This window comes from Pantoea sp. At-9b (assembly GCF_000175935.2).
Taxonomy (GTDB): domain Bacteria; phylum Pseudomonadota; class Gammaproteobacteria; order Enterobacterales; family Enterobacteriaceae; genus Pantoea.
Map to the genome: position 1 here is coordinate 3,565,559 of NC_014837.1, position 20,550 is coordinate 3,586,108.

Consider the following 20,550-nt stretch of genomic DNA (forward strand, 5'->3'; position numbering starts at 1 on the left):
TATTTAATACTATTTATTGATATGACGTGAGTTATCCATCCTGAAAACTCAGCAATTTTTCAGGCGTGAGCAGGGATCTTCACGGCATAACAAGGTGCCACACCAGGGGCAGCCACCGGGTAAATGACTGGACATCTTTCACCATCGATTCACCGATGCCAGTCCGGGTTTCTGCATAAAACAGCGCTAAAGCGAGATCAGTTCATGGTAAATAGAGAGTTAGCAAACGCGATTCGATTTCTGAGCATTGATGCGATCCAGCAAGCCAATTCAGGGCATCCTGGTGCGCCGATGGGAATGGCGGATATTGCCGAAGTGGTGTGGCGTCATCACTTACGCCACAACCCAAAGAACCCGCAGTGGTTCAATCGTGACCGCTATGTTCAGTCCAACGGACATGGTTCCATGCTGCTTTATTCCTTGCTGCATCTGACTGGCTATGATGTGACCCTTGAGGACATCCGCCAGTTTCGCCAGTTACATTCCCGCACCCCAGGGCACCCCGAATACGGTTATACGCCAGGCGTAGAAACCACCACCGGCCCGCTTGGCCAGGGTGTGGCAAATGCCGTCGGGATGGCGATTGCCGAAAAAGCGCTGGCCGCGCAGTTCAATAAACCGGATTTCGCATTGGTCGATCACTATACCTGGCTGTTTTTAGGTGATGGCTGCCTGATGGAAGGGATCTCCCATGAGGCATGTGGTCTGGCTGGCACCCTGCAACTGGGCAAACTGATCGCCGTCTGGGATGACAATGGCATCTCGATTGATGGTCATGTGGAAGGCTGGTTCTCGGAAGATACCGCCGCCCGCTTCCGTGCGTATGGCTGGCATGTGATTGAAGGTGTTGACGGGCATGATGCAGCGGCAGTGGATGCTGCAGTACGTGAAGCCAAAGCCGTCACCGATAAACCCAGCCTGTTATGTTGTAAAACCATCATCGGTTTTGGCTCGCCGAACAAGGCCAACAGCCACGATTGCCACGGTTCAGCCCTCGGCACCGCAGAAGTTGCCCTGGTGCGCGAAGCGCTGAACTGGCCGCATGCGCCCTTCGAGATCCCTGACGCGATCTATCAGGCCTGGGATGCAACCGAACAAGGGGCCAAAAATCAACAAGAGTGGGATCACCTGTTTGCCACTTATCAACAACGCTGGCCGGAGCTGGCGGCTGAATTTAGCCGTCGTATGCAGGGTGAACTGCCCGCCAACTGGGCAGCGGACATGGATAACTACATCGCCGCCTTGCAGGCTGCGCCAGCTAACCTTGCTACCCGCCAGGTCAGCCAGAAGTGCCTGAATCATTTTGCCGATTTGCTGCCAGAATTGATGGGCGGTTCGGCGGATTTGTCGCCGTCAAACCTGACCCGCCAACAAACCTCTGTCGATTTCAGTGCTGAAAATCCGGCGGGCAATTACATCTCCTGGGGCGTGCGTGAATTCGGCATGTCCGCGATGATGAATGGCCTGGCACTGCATGGCGGTTTTATCCCCTACGGCGGTACCTTCCTGATGTTTATGGAGTACGCCCGCAATGCGGTGCGTATGGCCGCACTGATGAAAATCCGTTCAATCTTCGTCTATAGCCATGACACCATCGGCCTCGGCGAGGATGGTCCAACCCATCAGCCGGTTGAGCAGCTCGCCTCGCTGCGACTGACACCGAATATGGAAACCTGGCGCGGCTGCGATCAGGTCGAAGTCGCAGTGGCATGGCGTCAGGCCATTGAACGTCAGAACGGGCCAACCGCGTTGATCCTCACCCGACAACCGCTTGAGCAACAGCCTCGTTCAACGGCGCAGGTGGCGGATATCGCCCGTGGCGGCTATGTCCTCCTCGATTGCGATGGCAAACCCGAACTGTTGCTGATCTCATCCGGTTCGGAAATCGAGCTGGTGGTGGCTGCGGCCAAAGTGCTGCATCAGGAAGGCCGTAAAGTGCGAGTGGTTTCCCTGCCCTGTACCGAACGTTTCGATCAGCAGGAAGAGCAATATAAAGAAGCGGTGCTGCCGAAAGATGTGCGCCAACGTCTGGCGGTGGAGGCCAGCATTGAAGGATTCTGGCAGCGTTACACCGGCCTGGATGGGAAAGTGATTGGCATGAAATCATTCGGCGAGTCAGCACCCGCCAACGTCCTGTTCAGGCATTTTGGCTTTACGGTGGAAAATGTACTCGAAACCGCACGTAGCTTGCTGAAGTAAGTAGCGAACACGATTTTAATTCAGGAAATAACTATGTCGAATCTGTCAAAGTGGCTGAATGAAGAAAAAATCCAGTATCTGACAAGCGTCTCCGACTGGAAAGAAGCAATTCAGGTTGCCGGACGCCCGTTACTGAATGAAGGCGCGATTTCTCAACAGTATATTGATGTCATCATTCAGCAAAAACAGGATATTGGCCCCTATTTTGTTATCGCGCCACGCATCGCCATGCCCCATGCGCGCCCAGAGCAGGGAGCGCACAAACTCGGGTTATCGATTGTCAAACTGGGCCAGGCCGTCAAATTTGATGCTGATGAAAATGATCCGGTTGATGCTATTTTTATGTTCTCAGCACCGGACAGCAACAGCCATATTGAAATGATTTCTCAACTGGCTGAAGTCCTCTCCGATGACGAGACGATGGGGCGATTATTCAACTCACGTAGTAAAGAAGAATTGAGCGCCATTTTACTGGCAGACAAGGCAGTTAATTAAGTAACCCATTTAGAATATGAACCAAGAGGTATGGTATGAAAATTATGGCGGTTTGTGGCTCAGGCCTGGGAAGCAGTTTCATGATGGAAATGAACATTAAAAAAGTTCTTAAAGCCATCGAGATCACTGCGGATGTGGAACATTCTGATCTGGGTTCAGTTACCCCTGATGTTGCTGATGTTTTTGTGATGGGTAAAGACATTGCCTACAGCGCTAACTTGCCTGAAGACAAAGTCATCATCATCAATAACATTATCGACATCAAAGAACTTGAGCAAAAGATTCGCGAATATTTTAATAAAGTCTGACTCAATCCTTTCTACCCTTAATAATTCAGGTTGCAGCCAGGGTATATGCAACCTGAAAAAATAGAACGCTTACCGCTGAGGTTAATATGTTTATCCAAAACCTTTTATTGGTAGTTGTCGACGTGCTGAAAGTGCCTTCAATCCTGGTAGGATTAGTGGCTTTATTTGGTCTGGTCGCGCAAAGAAAACCGTTCCCGGATGTCATTAAAGGTACGGTAAAAACGATTCTGGGTTTTTTAGTGCTGGCAGGTGGTGCCTCTGTATTGGTCGGTTCACTGACTCCACTCGGTGATATCTTCAAGCAGGCATTTGATGTTCAAGGCATTATTCCTAACAACGAAGCGATGGTTTCCATTGCGCTGGAAAAATACGGTGCGCCCACCACGCTGATCATGGCGTTTGGTATGGTGGCGAATATTATCGTTGCTCGCTTTACCCGCCTGAAATATATCTACCTTTCTGGTCATGTGACATTTTATATGGCCTGTATGGTGGCCATTATTCTGTCGGTTGCCGGTTTCGAAGGCGTCCAGCTTATTTATACCGGCTCGCTGGCACTCGGCATGTTGATGGCATTTTTCCCGGCGCTGGCGCAACCGCATATGCGTAAAATTGTTGGACATGACCAGGTCGCATTAGCCCATACCGGGACCGTTGGTTATGTGCTGTCAGGCTGGATTGGTTCATTAGTCGGTAAAGGTTCGAAATCTACCGAAGAGATGAACATGCCAAAAAACCTGAGTTTTTTGCGTGACAGTACCATCTCTATTTCACTGACCATGATGATTATCTACTTTATTTTGTCTGCTTCGGCGGGCAAAGAATATGTGGAAACACATTTCAGTCATGGTCAGAACTATCTGGTCTATTCATTCGTACAGGCCATCACCTTCGCAGCTGGCGTATTTATTATTCTGCAAGGTGTACGTTTAATTCTGGCAGAGATCGTACCGGCGTTCACCGGCTTCTCTGAAAAGCTGGTACCGAATGCCCGTCCGGCACTCGACTGTCCGATTGTATTCCCTTATGCGCCGAATGCGGTACTGGTTGGCTTTATTTCCAGCTTCGTCGGTGGCCTGGTCGGATTATTTATTCTCGGCCAATTGAAATGGGTATTAATTTTACCAGGTGTCGTGCCACACTTCTTCTGCGGCGCTACTGCTGGGGTATTTGGCAATGCGACCGGCGGTAAACGTGGTGCAATGCTCGGTGCATTCGCCCATGGTGTGTTAATTACCTTCCTGCCAGTAGCGCTGTTGCCGGTATTGGGCGCTCTGGGATTAACTAACACCACCTTCTCAGATACCGACTTTGGTGTCACCGGGATCATCCTGGGTAATATGGCCCGATATATGGACAAGGGCACCATTACCATGGTGATTACCGGGATTTTCGCTCTGCTGGTTATTTATAACTTTGCCACCAGTAATAAAGGCGTGGCAAAAGAAGTGAAAGGCGAATAAAACGTATCACTGAAAAGTAGCGGCGCGATTTATCGCGCGGTTCGGTGCGCGGTGTCGGAAAAAACCGCGCGATAAATCGCGCCGCTACGAAATTAACCTTTGAAGCTTTGCACCAGGCCTTTACGCTGCCCTTCAAGGTCCGTCACGCGGTTACACACCTCATGACCAAAATTCTGGAAATCCTGCTCCTGCTTGTTCCATTCCGTTTGAATCGACTGCTGTAACCCCCCGAGATTACCCATCAACGCCTGCAACGGGTTGCTACCGCCGCCAGACTGCTGGCTGCCCATCTCGTTCAGGCTGTCCTGCAGGATACCGCCCATGGTGCTTTGCACCAGTTTTTCACCGTCGGCACGTACCTGATCAATTGCCTGATGATGGAAAGTCAGGCCATCGCTACGATGCTCAATAATCCGGTTCATCTGCTGCTTCAGCTGACCATCCAGTTTGCTGAGGCGATTACGCACGTTGCTGTTTGGCCCCAGCTTTTCGACAATCACCTGATCCAGGGCAACACGACTGCGCTCCAGACGGGAATTCGCACCCTGATCGATCCAGGGTAAGTCACGGCGCAGTGCGTTTTGATAGTCGATCGCTTTCTGGCGTGTGGCGTTATCGACACTCACTCTCTGCCCATTGAACTGCACATCACCCTGCGGCGAGATTTCGAGGTTGCCGTTTTCTCCCACCACCTGCACGCTCTGCGGCTTAATAATCACATCATCTTGTGGCTTAACGCTGCATTCATACGCAGCCTGGGCCTGAGTCGCCGCCAGCAACAACGCGGCGAGAAGCGTTTTACGAACCATGAAATCTCCTGCATCCATTTGCGGATCCGTAGCGGCGCGATTTATCGCGCAGTGCCGTGCGCGATGCGGGAAAAAACGCGCGATAAATCGCGCCGCTACGGGATGTGCTGCTAAGCACCGTTTATGTGATGCTTAGTCCCACCACACATCAAAGAGTTCAGTCACCTGCACATCTGCCAGGCTACGATCCTGTAACCATTTGCGAACCAGTTCACGATGTTCATCGGTGCATTTGCCGGTCTGTTGCAGGCATACCAGCCCTTCCCATACCAGGTAGCCGCTACCATCGTAGGCCAGACCATTGGGATCGATCACTTCGTTGATAAACGCATCCAGGGTGCTGTCAATCTGCTCCTCACTGGTGCCTTCGGCAAAACGCCAGGCAACGGAGAAACCCAGTTCCTGAAACTCATCAATATGCAATTTTTTACGTAAACGACGGCTGCGCTGTGTGGCCATTATTTCACCCTCTCAAACATCAGATCCCAAACGCCATGGCCCAGTCGCTGCCCGCGTTGCTCAAATTTGGTTAACGGACGCGTTTCCGGACGCGGCACGTAATCATGGCTTCCTGACAGGTTTTGATAACCCTGGATGCTGCTCATCACTTCCAGCATGTGTTGAGCATAGGCTTCCCAGTCAGTCGCCATATGGAAGACGCCACCCAGCTTCAGCTTACGCATCACCAGCTCGGCAAACGGCACCTGTACGATACGGCGTTTGTTATGCCGTACTTTATGCCAGGGGTCCGGGAAAAACAGCTGCACCATCCGCAGCGAATTATCCGGGATCATCTTCTCCAGCACTTCAACTGCGTCGTGACACATCACGCGCAGGTTTTCCACGCCCGCTTCTTTGGCTGACCCCAAACACGCGCCGACTCCAGGCGCATGCACTTCAATGCCGAGAAAGTTCTGGTGTGGATTATTTTTCGCCATCGTCACTAACGATGCGCCCATACCAAAACCAATCTCCAGCACCAGGGGTGCATCGCGGCCAAACAGCGCGGTCAAATCCAGCGGTTGCGGCTGATACTCGACGCCCATCTCCGGCCAGTATTGATCGAGTGCCAGCTGCTGCCCTTTGGTTAAGCGCCCCTGGCGGCGCACAAAACTGCGGATACGGCGTAATGGCCGCCCGTTCTCATCAAATTCTGGGGTGATGACGTCATTAATCATGTCAAAGCCTGTTGATTAGCGTGTTCAGGGAAACGCGCATTATGCAAAGTTCAATAGCAGAAGCAAGCCTTTGCAATCTTCCGGTTTACACCCTGATGTCTCTGTGCTGGAATTCCTGCCTGAGTGTAGAGTAACCACGGAAAAATTACCTTCTTATGATGCAAGCGCCGCAGTTCGCGCAACAGGTGCTGGACTGGTATCAGCGCTTTGGTCGCAAAACCCTGCCCTGGCAGCAGGAGAAAACGCCTTACAAAGTATGGCTCTCCGAAGTGATGTTGCAGCAGACCCAGGTTGCCACCGTCATTCCCTATTTTGAACGCTTTATGGCGCGTTTCCCCACGGTTGCCGATCTGGCCGCGGCACCACTGGATGAAGTGCTGCATCTGTGGACCGGTCTCGGTTATTACGCCCGGGCGCGCAACCTGCATAAAGCGGCAAAACAGGTGGTGGATAAACACGCTGGCGAGTTTCCGCGTAACTTTGATGACGTGGCAGCACTGCCGGGCGTGGGCCGCTCGACAGCGGGGGCAATATTGTCTCTATCGCTGGGCCTGCACTTCCCGATCCTCGATGGCAACGTCAAACGTGTGTTAGCGCGTTGCTACGCCGTGGCTGGCTGGCCGGGGAAAAAAGAAGTCGAAAAGCGGCTATGGCAAATCAGCGAAGAGGTCACCCCTGCGCAGGGCGTCAGCCAGTTTAACCAGGCGATGATGGATCTCGGTGCGTTAGTGTGTACCCGCTCACGTCCGAAGTGTGAGATTTGCCCGCTCAACAGCGGCTGCGTCGCCTATGCCAACACCAGTTGGGCCAACTATCCCGGCAAGAAACCCAAGCAAACGCTGCCTGAACGCAGTGGCTGGTTTTTGATGATGCAGCACGGTGATGATGTCTGGCTGGAGCAACGTCCCCCAGTGGGCCTGTGGGGCGGCCTGTTTTGCTTCCCGCAATTCACCACCGAACAGGCCATGACCGACTGGCTGGCGGAACGCGGCATTCACGCCAGACCACAGCAGCTCACCGCCTTCCGCCATACCTTCAGCCATTTCCATCTGGATATTGTGCCTATGTGGCTGGCATGGCCTTCGTCCGGGTCGCTGATGGATGAAGCAGGCGGTCTCTGGTATAACTTAGCGCAACCACCGTCAGTGGGTCTGGCTGCGCCGGTCGAGCGCCTGTTGCATGAACTGCGACATCCCCAGCAACTGGCACTGCATACGCGAGTGACCGAAGAGGAAGAGTAATGAGCCGCACCATTTTTTGTACTTATCTGCAACGCGACGCTGAAGGTCAGGACTTTCAGCTGTATCCTGGCGAGCTGGGTAAGCGCATCTACAACGAAATCTCCAAAGAAGCCTGGCAGCAATGGATGACCAAGCAAACCATGCTGATCAACGAGAAAAAGCTCAACATGATGAACCCGGGCGATCGCAAAGTGCTGGAACAGGAGATGGTGAATTTCCTGTTTGAAGGCAAAGATGTGCACATTGAAGGTTACACACCGCCGGAAAAATAAACTTTCTGGGCCTCACCTTGAGGCCCTTTTCAGGTCAGGCTTGCATTAACAATGAATAAAAAATTGATCGCCCTGCTGGCAATCGCACCGTTGTTGGTTTCCTGCTCCGGACACAAACAAGGGCAATATCACGAAGAGTGGGTTAAGGACACCAACGGTTTCGACATTCTGATGGGTCAGTTCGCCCATAACATTGAAAATATCTGGGGAATCAATGAAGTTCTGATCGCTGGCCCAAAAGATTACGTCAAATATAGCGATAACTATTACACCCGCAGCCATATCAACTTTGATAGCGGTAGCATTACCGTTGAAACCATTTCCGGCACCGATCCGATGGCGAGCCTGCGCCAGGCGATCATCACCACGCTGTTAATGGGTGACGAACCGGGTAATGTCGATCTCTATTCAGACGCCAACGATATTCAGATCAGTAAAGAGCCGATGCTGTACGGCCAGGTGTTGGACAACACCGGTCAGGCGATTCGCTGGCAGGGACGTGCTGGCAGCTTTGCTGATTACCTGATTCAGAACAAACTGCAAAAACGCACCTCGGGCCTGCATGTTATCTGGTCTGTGACCATTCCGATGGTGCCAAACCATCTCGATAAACGTGCGCATAAATACCTGCCCATGGTGCGTAAAGCCGCTGAAGAGTATGGCGTGGATGCGTCGTTGATTCTGGCGATTATGCAGACCGAGTCGAGCTTCAACCCCTATGCGGTGAGCAACTCGGATGCACTGGGGCTGATGCAGGTCGTGCAGCATACCGCAGGGGTTGATGTCTTCCGCATGAAGGGGAAATGGGGCAAACCAAGCCGCAGTTATCTGCTTGATCCGGAGAATAACATCGATGCCGGTACGGCCTATTTGTCGTTATTGCAGAACACCTATCTGGGCGGAATCCAGGACCCGGTATCACGACGTTATGCGGTGATTACTGCCTATAACGGCGGTGCGGGCAGCGTGTTGCGCGTGTTCTCCAGCGATAAAGATCGCGCGTTTGCGATGATTAATGGCATGTCGCCGGGGCAGGTCTATCAGACTCTGACCACCAACCATCCATCCGCAGAATCACGTCGCTATCTGTACAAGGTGAACAGCGCCCAGCGCAGTTATCACCGTTATTAAGTGCGGTCAGTTCCCTCACCCCAGCCCTCTCCCGCAAGACGGGAGAGGGAGCAGATCGAGCAGACCTCTTCCGCTTACGGGAGAGGGAGCAGATTCAGCATATTGCACATCTCCTTCTCCCGCTTGCGGGAGAAGGCCGGGATGAGGGTAACAGCAAGCACAATTAAACCATCATATTCGCCACTAAATGCTTACGTCCGCTGTCATCCTCTTCGGTGTAAACCCCCTGCAACTCCGGCGAGAAGCCCGGCAGCAGGTTGATCCCCTCTTCCAGCGCGAGGAAATAGCGCTGCACCGCGCCACCCCAGACTTCGCCCGGCACCACGCACAGCACGCCAGGAGGGTAAGGTAATGCACCTTCTGCGGCGATGCGCCCTTCCGCTTTGGCAATCGGCACCAGCTCGACGTCACCGCGAATATACGCCTGATGTGCATCCTGCGGGTTTACCTTAACCGGCGGGAAGCAGGCTTCGCGGAACATGGCTTTTTGCAGATCTTTCACACCATAGCTGACGTACAAATCATGCATTTCCTGGCACAGGCGACGCAGGGTATAGCCTTGATAACGCGCCATATTTTTGCGATACACACTCGGCAGCACCTCCGCCAGCAGCGCGTCTTCTTTCACGTGCTGTTCGAACTGCTCCAGCATCGCCACCAGATGCGCCATCTTCTCCGCGCTTTCCGCTGGCGTCAGCAGGAACAGGATTGAGTTGAGGTCGCATTTTTCCGGCACAATACCGTTTTCGCGCAGGTAATTGGCCAGAATGGTGGCCGGAATGCCGAACTCGGTGTACTCCCCGCTGGCGGCATCAATGCCTGGCGTAGTGAGCAGCAGTTTGCAAGGGTCAACCAGATATTGCTCACTGGCATAACCGGCAAAACCGTGCCATTTCGCCCCAGGTTCGAAGCTGAAGTAAGCAGGATCGGCGGCGATCGTCTCGGTTTCTGCTGCCTGCCACGGTTGACCATGCACCTGTTCCGGCAGGAATGGCAGAATCATCTCACAGCGTTCCAGAATCGCTTTACGCGCATCAATGCCCAGCGTGACGCATTCGTGCCACATGCTACGACCCGCCTCGCCCTGATGCATCCGTGCGTTAATATCCAACGCCGCGAACAACGGGTAGAACGGGCTGGTGGACGCGTGCAGCATAAAGGCGTTGTTCAGGCGCTTATGCGGACAAAAGCGTTTCTGCCCGCGCAGATGGTTATCTTTCTTGTGAATCTGAGAAGTCTGTGAGAATCCGGCCAGCTGCTTATGCACCGACTGGGTGACAAAAATTCCCGGATCGTTCTCATTCAGCTCCAGCGTTAACGGCGAGCACCCCTCCATCAGCGGGATAAATTGCTCGTAACCCAGCCAGGCGGAATCAAACAGGATGTAATCACACAGATGGCCGATGCGATCCACCACCTGGCGCGCGTTATACACCGTGCCGTCGTAGGTACCGAGCTGAATGATCGCCAGACGGAACGGACGCTGATCTTTAGCGCGCTTCGGCGCGACTTTCTTGACCTGCTCACGCAGATAGCCTTCATCAAAGCAATGCGCATCAATGCCGCCAATAAAGCCGAACGGGTTACGCGCCGCTTCGAGATACACCGGCGTGGCTCCCGCCTGAATCAGCGCACCATGATGGTTAGATTTATGGTTGTTGCGGTCGAACAGCACCAAATCACCACGTGTCAGCAGCGCGTTGGTCACCACTTTGTTAGCGCTGGAAGTCCCGTTCAACACGAAATAGGTTTTGTCAGCGTTAAACACTTTGGCCGCATACTTCTGCGCATCTTTAGCCGAACCTTCGTGGATCAGCAAATCGCCCAGTTTGACATCCGCGTTGCACATATCGGAACGGAAGACGTTTTCGCCATAGAATTCATAGAACTGACGACCGGCCGGATGCTTTTTGAAAAAGGCACCGCCCTGATGTCCCGGACAGGCAAAGGTGCTGTTTTGCATATCGACATAGCGCGTCAGGGTGTCAAAGAACGGTGGCAGCAGTTCCGCTTCATAAGCCTGCGCGGCCTCTTCTAACGCCTCCCACTCCTCCGGTGCGCCGTTGATTTCAGCAACCACGCCCGGCAGTCGCAGCACCTCTTCGTCAAAGGCATTGGCAACGAATACCGGCAGGTTGAAGCCGGTCTGGCGCAACAGCGCCAACACGCCACTGCGCGTATCCGCCAAAGAGACGACAACAGCCGCCACATCGGTAAAGTCAGTGTTGTCCAGCGTCACCACGTCGCGCATGGTGTTCAGGCTCAGGTTCGGCGCTACAGCAGCGCTGGCAGCAATTTTTAGTGGTGTCATAACACAAATCCCCAGAGGTCAAGGATGAGTGGGTGCCAGTGGCACAGCAATGAGGAAGATTCCCCGGCGAATAACGTCAGACGGATCGGTGCAAAAAGAGTTCACAGCCGCAACCGATAGACATCAGTAAAGCCAGAAAGCGTCTGTCTTTACTCATGTCCAACAGCGAGCGCGAAGCTGGCCTCACCGCATGGTGAGCGAGAAATGCGAACAACAGATGACGGAGGAACGCTTGCAGCGAAGCGAACGGGAACAAGTGCAAATGCGCATTGTACCGACCATGGCGGCGTCCTCAGTGATAAAGGGGGTTGATAACTATCAGGGGCGCAATAATGTCATCTTTTTTTTGTCGGAACAACCCGCTACTGGCAATTTTTGCGCATGGACAACTTATTGATATATATTGATTTTTATCAGTCGGTAAATTTAAAAGTGCTTAATTATCCGCACCTTATGCAAAATTATGCAAGGTGCGGATATTGATAACAAAGCATTACAACCAGTGTTGTGCGCGAATCTTTTCACCATCGCTAAAACGGCTGAAGCGGAACGGATGGGCATCTACCGACGGTGTGCTGTTCAGCACCAAGTCCGCCATCAGTTGGCCGGCACCTGGCGCAATACCAAATCCGTGACCGGAAAAGCCGGTGGCAAGATACAACCCGGCCACCTGATCAATGCCGGAGATCACGGGAATGGCATCCGGCATGGTGTCGATCAGCCCGCCCCAGCACTGCGCCAGCGGCAGATCGCGCAACGGCGGCAGCAACTCAGCCAGACTGTGACGCATGCGCTGTACGATCAAGGGATTAATCAGCGGATCGAGCACGCGCAGCACTTCATAGATCGATCGTTTATCCGCCTGACCGGGCTTCCAGCGCAGTGCCTCATCGACAAAACGTTTGCCAAGACGCAGCTGCAACGATTTACGCTCCACCCAAAATGCTGGCATAAAACGCGGGCTAAATCGTAACGAATCCAGCGTGATATCTGCGGTATTGGTGGCTGAACTGGCCACTGTCAGACCGCCATCCAGCCGTTTGCGTAACGCGACGCTGCCAAAACTGGCGCAGACGCCGGGATCGAAATCCACCGGACGGGTACGCAATACGGTCGACAGCACCTTCAGCTGCGGCAGCGTCACGCCCAACCCCTGTAACAACAGGCGGGACCAGGCACCACCCGCCACCACCACTTGCTGACAACGGATAGCACCGTGCTCGGTGACCACTTCGCTGACGCGGCCATTGGTGCGTTCGATGGTGCGCACCGCGCAATGCTGCTGAAGATTCAGCCCCTGCTCCATCGCGGCAGCCACCATCGCGGGTGCTGCTTGCTGTGGCTCGGCACGCCCGTCCAGCGCGGTATATAACCCACCGGGATAGCGGCCCTGGAGCTGCGGCAGATGCTGGCTCAGCTGTTGCGGCGTCAACATCTCACTGTGAATGCCGTAGTGTTGCGCTTCATTGACCCAGCGCTGATGACGCTCGCGCTGCTGCTCAGTGCGTGAGGCGTAAACGATGCCATTGCGACGAAAACCCGTCTCGCGGTTCAAACGCGCATTCATCCCCTCCCACAACTGCATGCTGAGGTTGATCAGCGGCAGCTCGCGCAGATCGCGCCCGGTGCGGCGACACCAGCCCCAGTTACGGCTTGATTGCTCCGCCGCCACCGTGCCCTTCTCCAGCAGCACGGTGCTGATACCACGCTGCACCAGCGACAACGCGGTCGCCACGCCGATAATCCCACCACCAATCACCACCACATCGGCGCTCGTCGGAAACGTTGCCGAAGAGGGAACTGCATCCACGCTGGGACCCATGATTATTTCCTCGTCAGGTAAAAGGGCATCAATAGTTATCTTCCACCGTCCAGTTCACCGGAATTTCGGCAATGCTGGTAGTGGTGGGTAATTCCAGAACCGTGCGGATCAGGTGCGCCAGATCTTCCGGCTGCGTCATCTTTTCTGCGGGCACTTCGGTCAATGCGGTCCCCATATCGGTGGCGACAAAGCCGGGGCAGATGGCGGTACAGCGAATGCCATCGGCGTCGCCGATTTTGCGTAGCCCGTGGGCCAGCGCCAGCGCGGCATACTTGCTCATGGCATACAGACTGGAGCGTTCCGCTTTGACGCGTTTACCGGAGAGCGAAACCAGCATCACGATGCGGCCGGCACCGCTGGCCTGCAAATGCGGCCATGTCAGACGGCTCAGGCGCATCGGCGATTTGACGTTGACGTCAAAGGTGCGATCAAACTCGTCGTCAGTGGCTTCAAGGATCGACAGCGGTAACATCATGCCGGCGTTATGCACCACCGCATCGATACGGCCAAATTTCGCGAGGGTGGCATCCACCCATGCCTGTTCGGTGGCCGCATCAAAGGCATCAAAACGGCACACCAGCTGATTTTCGCCGTCGCTGACGACCACATCCGCGGGTGAACGGCAGCCAAGACTCACCGCCCAACCGTTTGCCAGCAGATTGGCGGCAATCGCCGCCCCAATACCGCGGCTGGCACCGCTGATTAACGCGACTTTACGTGTTGATTTGCTCATGGAATCTCCAGATTGTGCGTGTTGTTACCCTGACCCCGGCCCTCTTCCATAAGGGAGAGGGAGATGTGCAATAGGCTAATTTGTGCCTCACCGCTAAAGCGATGCCCGCAACCGCGTATCCAGCGGGCTGATCAGTGGCGCAATCGCCGCGACTTCCTCTTTCAACAACGCCACATAACGCTGCTGCACCTCGGGGTTCAGACGGGGTGAGAGGAAGGTCAACCCCAGCGATCCCACCACGCCAGCACCGGATACCATGATCGGTACGGCGATCCCGGCGATCCCCGGAATCAGCTCCCCAGGATCGATGGCAAAACCCTGTTGCTGCGTCTGCTCAAGTTTGTGCTGCAAGGCTTGCGCCGTTAGCTGCGGCCAACTGTCGAGCCGTGCCCGATTGCGCGCCAGAATCGCCTGCTGCTGCTCCTCTTCCAGAAACGCCAGGATCGCCAGGCTGCCCGGCCCGAGGCCCAGCGGCACGGCACCACCGACCGATCCGGTCAGTGTCTGCATTTGGTATTCGCTGTCGTAGCGGTCAATACACACCGAATCATCACGATCGCGCGCCATCAACATCGCCGTTTCCCCGGTCTGCTGCCGTAACCGCTCCAGCGCAGGCTGGAACTGACGGCGCAGGCCTGGCCCGCGTGCCGCTTTGGCACCAAACACCAGCAGCTTGGTGCCCAACCGGTAACATTTGTCACTTTGCACCTTCTGCAACAGCTGATGTTCCACCAGCGAATTGAGAATGCGATGGCAGGTGACTTTGTTGAGACCGGAAAGGTCACACAGCGCTTTTAGCGTCGCCCCTTCACTGCCCGCATCAGCCACCAGATCGAGCAACATCACGGCACGATCCAGCAGTTGTACCCCATTTTTCCCCGAATTTTCGCTCATCAGCCTCACCGTTAAAGTTCCACATTATGAAACTTTAAATCATAAGATTTCAGTATATGGTTTTTTGTTGACTAATTTTCTAGCAGATTTCATATTCGGTTGACAAGTGAGCAGCGCGTTTCAACAAAAAAAGTCGCTCACATAACAAAATTTACAACACCTGCAGATTCACCCCGACAGAGGAAATATCTATGAAAAACCATCGCATGCGTATTCTGGCTGCCTCGATGTTGCTGTTGGCTGCCCCGGTAATTACCCACGCGGACACCCTGTCCGATATCAAGGCCCGCGGCGTATTAACGGTCGGGGTGAAAAATGACTACCCGCCTTACGGCTACATGGACAACAACGGCAACACCGTCGGCTTCGAGATCAGCCTGGCGCGCTACATCGCCAACGAACTGCTCGGCTCGCCAGACAAAATCAAACTGGTGCCAGTGAACGCCTCTAACCGCATGCAATTCCTCAACTCCGGGCAGATCGACATCATCATGGCGACCCTTGGCGTCACGCCGGATCGTGCCAAACAGATCGATTTTACCGATGAGTACGTTTCCGCTGCGGGTCCGTCGATCCTGGCGCGCAAAGCGGTGAAATTTACCCAGTGGGAGCAACTGAAAGGCCAGAAAATTTGCGGCATCCAAGGCTCTTATTTCAATAAAACCGTGACTGAAAAATATGGCCTGCAACTGGTGAATTTCACCGCGTTGCCGGAAGCGTATCGTGCGTTACAGGACAACCGCTGTGTGGCGATGGTGTTTGATGACATGTCGCTGCAAAACAAACTGAAAGAACCGGGCTGGAGCGATTACAAAATCGCGGTGAAACCCTATGAATACCTGCCGATGGCCGGTGGCTTGCGTAAAGGTGACGATGCCTTCCGCGCCGCCGTTGATAAAGCCATTGTCAAAGCTGAAGGCGAAGACAAGCTGATTGGCTGGGAAAAAGAGTTTGCGATGCCTGCGTCGCCGTACATCGCCAAACGTGCGGAAGCGGCGCGCGCTGCGGCCAAGTAAGCCGTCAGGAGCGACATATGTTCGGACTCGATTTCTCCTGGCTACTTGACCCCACGTATCAGCAGTGGTTGCTACAGGGCGTGCTGCAAACGCTGGAACTGGCGGCGCTCTCTTCGGCGTTCGCCATTGTTATCGGCCTGTTGGGCGCTTTCTGCCTGACGTTCCGTCTCGCGTGGCTGGATGCCAGTATCGAGCTGTTCGTCGAGCTGTTTCGCAACACGCCGCCCCTGCTGCAAATGTTGTTCTTCTACTTCACGCTAACGCAGATTGGTTTTACCCGTGAAGACCCGGTGACCGGCTTACAGGTGCCGCTGATTAGCGCCTTTATGTCGGCCACCGTGTCGCTCAGCCTGTTCGGCGGCGCGCTGTGCATCGAAGCGTTTCGTTCTGGCTTCGATGCGGTGCCGAAAGCCACGCTGGAAGCGGCGCGCTCGCTGGGCTACACGCGCTGGGGATTGTTCCGTCATGTGCAGGTGCCGATTGCCGCGCGTATCTGCCTGCCGCCCCTGACCAACGTGCTGACCAACCTGTTCAAAACCACTTCGCAGGCGTCAGTGATCACCGTCCCGGAACTGATGTATGCCGCCGGGCAGATCTACAACGACACCTTCCGCACGCTGGAAGTGATGCTGCTGATCCTGGTGATCTACGTGGTGCTGGTAAGCCTGGTGGTGTGGCTGATTGGCTGGGTACAGCGTGCCCTCGCCTATCCTGGTTACGGAGCCTGATCCATGAGCGACATTCTCTATCTGAAACGTAAAAAGCAGACGCGTCACGCCTTTCTGTTTATTGGCCTGCTGATCCTGCTGTGCAGCATGGTGACCGATCGCAGCGGCGAGTGGCGTCAGGTATGGGAAAAACTGCCACTGCTGCTGACCGGTTCCATGCACGGCTGGCCGCTCAACGGCGGTTTTATCCTCAACATCTTTATCGGCATTGCCAGCATGGTGATTGCCACGGTACTCGGGCTGTTTCTCGGCTTACTGATGCTGGCAAAGCGTCGCTGGTTGAGTATTCCGGCACGCGCCGTGATGAACTTTCTGCGTAATGCCCCATGGCTGGTACTGCTGTTCTCGATGTTGTATCTGCTGCCCTACCGCGTGGAGCTGCTGGGTGTGCAGTTCACGCTGTCGCCGCTGTTTAAAGCGATTGTCGGTCTGAGTCTGCCGACCGCCGCCAACTTCGCCGAAGTGATTCGCGGTGCGGTGAATTCGGTGCATAGCGGCCAGTGGGAATCGGCCCGTTCGCTGGGCTACAGCCCGTGGCAAATCTATCGCATCGTGATCCTGCCACAGGCGCTGCGTCGCATTATTCCTGGCTGGATGAACCTGTATGCGCTGTTGGCTATCTCTACTGCACTGGCGACCGTGACCGGTGTGCAGGAGGTGGTGACGTTGCTGCGCACCACGCTGGCAACCGAAAGCGAAGGCTCGCTGATCTATTTCTACGTCACCGTGCTGCTGATGTTCTTCTGTTACTGCTATCCGATTGCCTTGCTGGCGCGTCGGCTGGAAAACCAAACCAAAGGGGATGCCATATGATCACTCGCACTCCGTCCCTGATCGAGCTGGACAATATTCACAAATCTTTCGGCAACACCGAGGTGTTGAAAGGCATTTCGCTGGAAGTCACCAAAGGCGAAGCGGTGTGCATTATCGGGCCTTCAGGTTCAGGTAAATCCACCATTTTGCGCTGCATCAATGGCCTGTTGCCGATCGACGATGGCTTTATCCGCGTCGGTGAACATCGCGTGCATGAGATTGAAAGCGAAAAAGCGATGCGTCCGCTGCGCCACCAGGTGGCGATGGTGTTCCAGCAATACAACCTGTTCCCGCATCGCACGGTGCTCGACAACGTGATGATGGCACCAATGCAGGTACTGAAGCATCAACGCGACGTGGTGCACGAGCGCGCACTGCGTTTGCTGAAAAAAGTGCGGCTGGAAGGAAAAGAGGGACGCTACCCGGGCGAACTCTCCGGTGGCCAGCAGCAGCGCGTCGCCATTGCCCGCGCACTGGCGATGCAGCCGGAAATCATCCTGTTTGATGAAGTCACCGCCGCGCTGGACCCGGAAACGGTGAAAGAAGTGCTGAACACCATTCGTGAGTTGGTAGATGACGGCCTGACCTGCCTGTTGGTGACCCATGAAATGCGCTTTGCACGCGAGGTCTCGCATCGGGTGTGCTTTACCGACAAAGGCAAAATTGTGGAGATGGCGCCACCGGCGCAGCTCTTTGACGATCCGCAGGATGCGCGCACGCGCGAGTTCCTCGGCCAGGTGTTGTAACGGAGTTGAGAGACATCATGTCAGATCAGGCAATTTTTACTGAAGATTTCAAAACCAGCCCGTACTGGTGGGAAGCCGCACCGCCGGAAACCTGCCGTGATCCGCTCCCGGCAGAAACCGAGATCGTGATCGTGGGTTCCGGTTTCGCCGGGCTGAATGCAGCGATCGAGCTGGCCCGCCACGGCAAAAAAGTGGTGGTGCTGGAGGCTAACGCGCTGGGCAGCGGCGGCAGTACCCGCACCGGCGGAATGATCAGCAGCGGGCAGAAACTGGTGGTTGGCGGTGCCATCAAAGGCATCGCGCCGGAGCTGTTTCAACGCATGATCGCCGACTCGATTGCCTCCTTTGCCTTTATTCAGGATCTGGTGCGCGAGGAGCAATTGGACGCGGATCTGTTTATTGGTGGCCGCTATTTTGGTGCACACACGCAAAAGCAACTCGCCGGTTTATATCAGATGGGCGATATCCTGCATCGCGTTACCGGCGTTACGGTGCATAAGATCGATCGCGCGACTCAGGCACCGATCATCGGCTCCGACTTCTATCACGGCGGCATTTTGGTGGATGAATACGGTGGCGTACATCCAGGTAAATACAACCGGGCGTTACGCGACCTGGCACGTAAACTGGGGGCACAACTTTTTTCCCATGCCCGCGTGACTGGCGTGGAAACAGAAGGCGGCAGCAAAGTGGTTTACACCGAACGTGGCACCGTGCGCGCGCGTCAGGTGATTTTCCTCACCAACGGCTACACCGATGCTCAGGCCTCTCCCAATCTGGCAAAACGCATCGTGCCGGTGAAAAGTTATCAGATCGCTACCGAACCGCTGCCGCCCGCGTTGATGGCGAAGCTGATTCCCGGTGGCCGCATGATCACCGACAGCCGTCGCGATCTGATCTACACCCGCCCGTCGCCGGACGGCACGCGTCTGCTGTTTGGCTCGCGTCCCGGCATTATGGATTGCGACGATAAAACGGCTGCGATCCGCATTCGTCAACGTATGCTGGCGATCTGGCCGGAACTGGCACCGTATCGCATTAGCCATGCCTGGAGTGGTTATGTGGGTATGACGTGGGATAAAACCGCTTATGCCGGTGAAATGGATAACGCGCGTTTTGCAGTTGGCTGCAATGGTAACGGCGTGGCGCTGATGAGCTGGCTCGGTTATCGCGCCGCACAAAAGCTGCTCGGCACCGAACCGCGTCCATTGTCGTTTGAGCGCAACACTTTTAAACCGATCCCGCTGTATGGGGGGAAACCGTGGTTTTTACCCCTGGTGACTGGCTGGTACCGTTTTCGCGATGCGGTGGATAAGGCACGGGATTGAAGTCTCGTCCCTTGTGGCGGCGCGATTTATCGCGCAGTTTTTTCCGACACCGCGCACGGATTTGCGCGATTCATCGCACACGGATCTGCGCGATAAATCGCGCCGCTACCGTTAAGTCCGTGATTCAGGCACGCAGTTGTTGTAACTCACCTTCACTCAGGCCAGTCAGTTCGATAATCGTTGCCAGATCCAGCTGTTTGGCCAGCATGCGGCGTGCCATTTCCTGTGCCAGTTCCTGCCGTCCTTCCTGTCGTCCTTCCTGTCGTCCTTCCAGGCGCGACTCCTGCCGCCATTGTTGTTCAACCGTCATAATCTGCTCCTTTAGTTGAGGTTTGGTCTGCATCAATATCTCAACGAGTTTTTCCCGGTCATCCGTATCCCCATGTTGTAGCAGGTAGAAGATCACGTCGATAGAGAGATCATCATTGTAATCCACAGACAGCAACGTTGCCATCGGGTCGATATTCTCCAACATGTCACACAGACGTATGATCTTATGCGCCATTTCCAGTCGTGCCACCGCGCGATGCGTCATGATCTCTTCATCAGGGATGACTGTGACATCAATCAGCGGAAAGGGATGACAAAAAATCTGCTCAGCCAGATCCGGGTCGCGGAATGACGCCAGCCAATTCATCGAGTAGGGATAAGGGCTGGTTTTTCCCTGATAGAACAACATGGGTACGACAATCGGCAATTCAGTATGCCCCTCATCGAGGTGGCGTTGCATGGCGGCAATGGCATAACGCATCATGCGTAGGGTCATATTCTTATCTGGAGAGCTTTGATGCTCAATCAAGGCATAAATATACCCCTCACCACAGTCGGTCTTCATCGACAGCAGTACATCGGAATATAACGCACGTAGATCCCGTTCAATAAAGGTGGTGGTAACCAGTTGCAGAGTGTCCAGATCGCAATGCTGACGTATGGATGGTGGCAGATGAATTTCGAGGAACTGCCTGGCAATCGGCGGATGGCTAAGAAACCTTTTGAACAACGCATCATGCGGAGCCGAGATGACACTCATAAACGCAACACCTGTCAATCCGGTAAAAGTGCC

20 protein-coding genes are annotated in these 20,550 nt (G+C 54.6%); 12 read left to right on the forward strand and 8 right to left on the reverse strand.

Features of this window, described 5'->3' with window-relative positions; all coding sequences use genetic code 11:
• Positions 1-204: 204 nt before the first annotated feature.
• The 4 genes from tkt to PAT9B_RS16325 all read left to right on the forward strand — a co-directional run bounded on the left by tkt (position 205) and on the right by PAT9B_RS16325 (position 4,465).
• Positions 205-2,199: a transketolase gene (gene tkt, locus PAT9B_RS16310; RefSeq protein WP_013510377.1), complete on the forward strand. Its 1,995-nt coding sequence runs from the start codon at positions 205-207 to the stop codon at positions 2,197-2,199.
• Between the two features lie 33 nt (positions 2,200-2,232).
• Positions 2,233-2,694 (forward strand): PTS sugar transporter subunit IIA, encoded by a 462-nt coding sequence (locus PAT9B_RS16315; protein ID WP_013510378.1) that lies wholly within the window; start codon positions 2,233-2,235, stop codon positions 2,692-2,694.
• A 35-nt stretch (positions 2,695-2,729) separates the two neighbouring features.
• The gene (locus PAT9B_RS16320) at positions 2,730-3,002 is read left to right on the forward strand and encodes a PTS sugar transporter subunit IIB (protein ID WP_013510379.1); all 273 of its coding nucleotides are present in this window, start codon (positions 2,730-2,732) and stop codon (positions 3,000-3,002) included.
• An 86-nt stretch (positions 3,003-3,088) separates the two neighbouring features.
• Entirely contained in the window at positions 3,089-4,465 is a 1,377-nt protein-coding gene (locus tag PAT9B_RS16325) for a PTS ascorbate transporter subunit IIC (protein ID WP_013510380.1), read from the forward strand.
• 92 nt (positions 4,466-4,557) lie between these two features.
• Here PAT9B_RS16325 and PAT9B_RS16330 read toward each other — a convergent pair whose 3' ends face one another.
• The 3 genes from PAT9B_RS16330 to trmB all read right to left on the reverse strand — a co-directional run bounded on the left by PAT9B_RS16330 (position 4,558) and on the right by trmB (position 6,452).
• Positions 4,558-5,274 carry a DUF2884 domain-containing protein gene (locus PAT9B_RS16330; protein ID WP_013510381.1) on the reverse strand — a complete coding sequence of 239 codons (717 nt, stop codon included), beginning with the start codon at positions 5,272-5,274 and terminating at the stop codon, positions 4,558-4,560.
• A gap of 132 nt (positions 5,275-5,406) precedes the next feature.
• The gene (locus PAT9B_RS16335; RefSeq protein WP_013510382.1) at positions 5,407-5,733 is read right to left on the reverse strand and encodes a YggL family protein; all 327 of its coding nucleotides are present in this window, start codon (positions 5,731-5,733) and stop codon (positions 5,407-5,409) included.
• Positions 5,733-6,452, reverse strand: a complete 720-nt coding sequence (gene trmB / locus PAT9B_RS16340; RefSeq protein WP_013510383.1) for a tRNA (guanosine(46)-N7)-methyltransferase TrmB — start codon at positions 6,450-6,452, stop codon at positions 5,733-5,735. The genes PAT9B_RS16335 and trmB overlap by 1 nt, the downstream gene beginning before the upstream one ends.
• 155 nt (positions 6,453-6,607) lie before the next feature.
• Between trmB and mutY the strand changes: the two genes are divergently transcribed.
• From mutY to mltC, 3 genes are read left to right on the forward strand one after another with little or no spacing between them, the layout of a single operon-like run.
• The gene (gene mutY, locus PAT9B_RS16345; RefSeq protein ID WP_013510384.1) at positions 6,608-7,693 is read left to right on the forward strand and encodes an A/G-specific adenine glycosylase; all 1,086 of its coding nucleotides are present in this window, start codon (positions 6,608-6,610) and stop codon (positions 7,691-7,693) included.
• On the forward strand, positions 7,693-7,965 hold the full coding sequence (locus tag PAT9B_RS16350; RefSeq protein ID WP_013510385.1) for an oxidative damage protection protein: 273 nt from the start codon (positions 7,693-7,695) through the stop codon (positions 7,963-7,965). The genes mutY and PAT9B_RS16350 overlap by 1 nt, the downstream gene beginning before the upstream one ends.
• Before the next feature lie 51 nt (positions 7,966-8,016).
• Positions 8,017-9,096, forward strand: coding sequence for a membrane-bound lytic murein transglycosylase MltC (gene mltC, locus PAT9B_RS16355; protein WP_013510386.1), 1,080 nt, complete (start codon positions 8,017-8,019; stop codon positions 9,094-9,096).
• 163 nt (positions 9,097-9,259) lie between these two features.
• Here the strand turns inward: mltC and PAT9B_RS16360 are convergent, their stop codons facing one another.
• The 4 genes from PAT9B_RS16360 to PAT9B_RS16375 all read right to left on the reverse strand — a co-directional run bounded on the left by PAT9B_RS16360 (position 9,260) and on the right by PAT9B_RS16375 (position 14,856).
• The gene (locus PAT9B_RS16360) at positions 9,260-11,407 is read right to left on the reverse strand and encodes an ornithine decarboxylase (protein ID WP_013510387.1); all 2,148 of its coding nucleotides are present in this window, start codon (positions 11,405-11,407) and stop codon (positions 9,260-9,262) included.
• A gap of 493 nt (positions 11,408-11,900) precedes the next feature.
• Positions 11,901-13,229: an FAD-binding oxidoreductase gene (locus PAT9B_RS16365; RefSeq protein ID WP_013510388.1), complete on the reverse strand. Its 1,329-nt coding sequence runs from the start codon at positions 13,227-13,229 to the stop codon at positions 11,901-11,903.
• 28 nt (positions 13,230-13,257) lie between these two features.
• Complete coding sequence (locus PAT9B_RS16370) at positions 13,258-13,962, reverse strand: SDR family NAD(P)-dependent oxidoreductase (protein WP_013510389.1); 705 nt, start codon at positions 13,960-13,962, stop codon at positions 13,258-13,260.
• A gap of 93 nt (positions 13,963-14,055) precedes the next feature.
• Positions 14,056-14,856: an IclR family transcriptional regulator gene (locus PAT9B_RS16375; RefSeq protein ID WP_013510390.1), complete on the reverse strand. Its 801-nt coding sequence runs from the start codon at positions 14,854-14,856 to the stop codon at positions 14,056-14,058.
• 191 nt (positions 14,857-15,047) lie between these two features.
• Between PAT9B_RS16375 and PAT9B_RS16380 the strand changes: the two genes are divergently transcribed.
• Genes PAT9B_RS16380 through PAT9B_RS16400 form a run of 5 tightly spaced genes read left to right on the forward strand, consistent with a single transcriptional unit; the run spans position 15,048 to position 19,487 of the window.
• On the forward strand, positions 15,048-15,872 hold the full coding sequence (locus tag PAT9B_RS16380; RefSeq protein ID WP_013510391.1) for a transporter substrate-binding domain-containing protein: 825 nt from the start codon (positions 15,048-15,050) through the stop codon (positions 15,870-15,872).
• Positions 15,873-15,889: 17 nt separating this feature from the next.
• Positions 15,890-16,600, forward strand: a complete 711-nt coding sequence (locus PAT9B_RS16385; protein ID WP_013510392.1) for an amino acid ABC transporter permease — start codon at positions 15,890-15,892, stop codon at positions 16,598-16,600.
• A 3-nt stretch (positions 16,601-16,603) separates the two neighbouring features.
• Complete coding sequence (locus PAT9B_RS16390) at positions 16,604-17,413, forward strand: amino acid ABC transporter permease (protein WP_013510393.1); 810 nt, start codon at positions 16,604-16,606, stop codon at positions 17,411-17,413.
• Positions 17,410-18,159, forward strand: a complete 750-nt coding sequence (locus PAT9B_RS16395) for an amino acid ABC transporter ATP-binding protein (protein ID WP_013510394.1) — start codon at positions 17,410-17,412, stop codon at positions 18,157-18,159. The genes PAT9B_RS16390 and PAT9B_RS16395 overlap by 4 nt, the downstream gene beginning before the upstream one ends.
• A gap of 17 nt (positions 18,160-18,176) precedes the next feature.
• Positions 18,177-19,487 carry an FAD-binding oxidoreductase gene (locus tag PAT9B_RS16400; RefSeq protein WP_013510395.1) on the forward strand — a complete coding sequence of 437 codons (1,311 nt, stop codon included), beginning with the start codon at positions 18,177-18,179 and terminating at the stop codon, positions 19,485-19,487.
• A gap of 124 nt (positions 19,488-19,611) precedes the next feature.
• On the opposite strand, the gene PAT9B_RS16405 is transcribed toward PAT9B_RS16400, so the two are convergent.
• Entirely contained in the window at positions 19,612-20,517 is a 906-nt protein-coding gene (locus PAT9B_RS16405; RefSeq protein WP_013510396.1) for an Rpn family recombination-promoting nuclease/putative transposase, read from the reverse strand.
• Between the last annotated feature and the right edge of the window lie 33 nt (positions 20,518-20,550).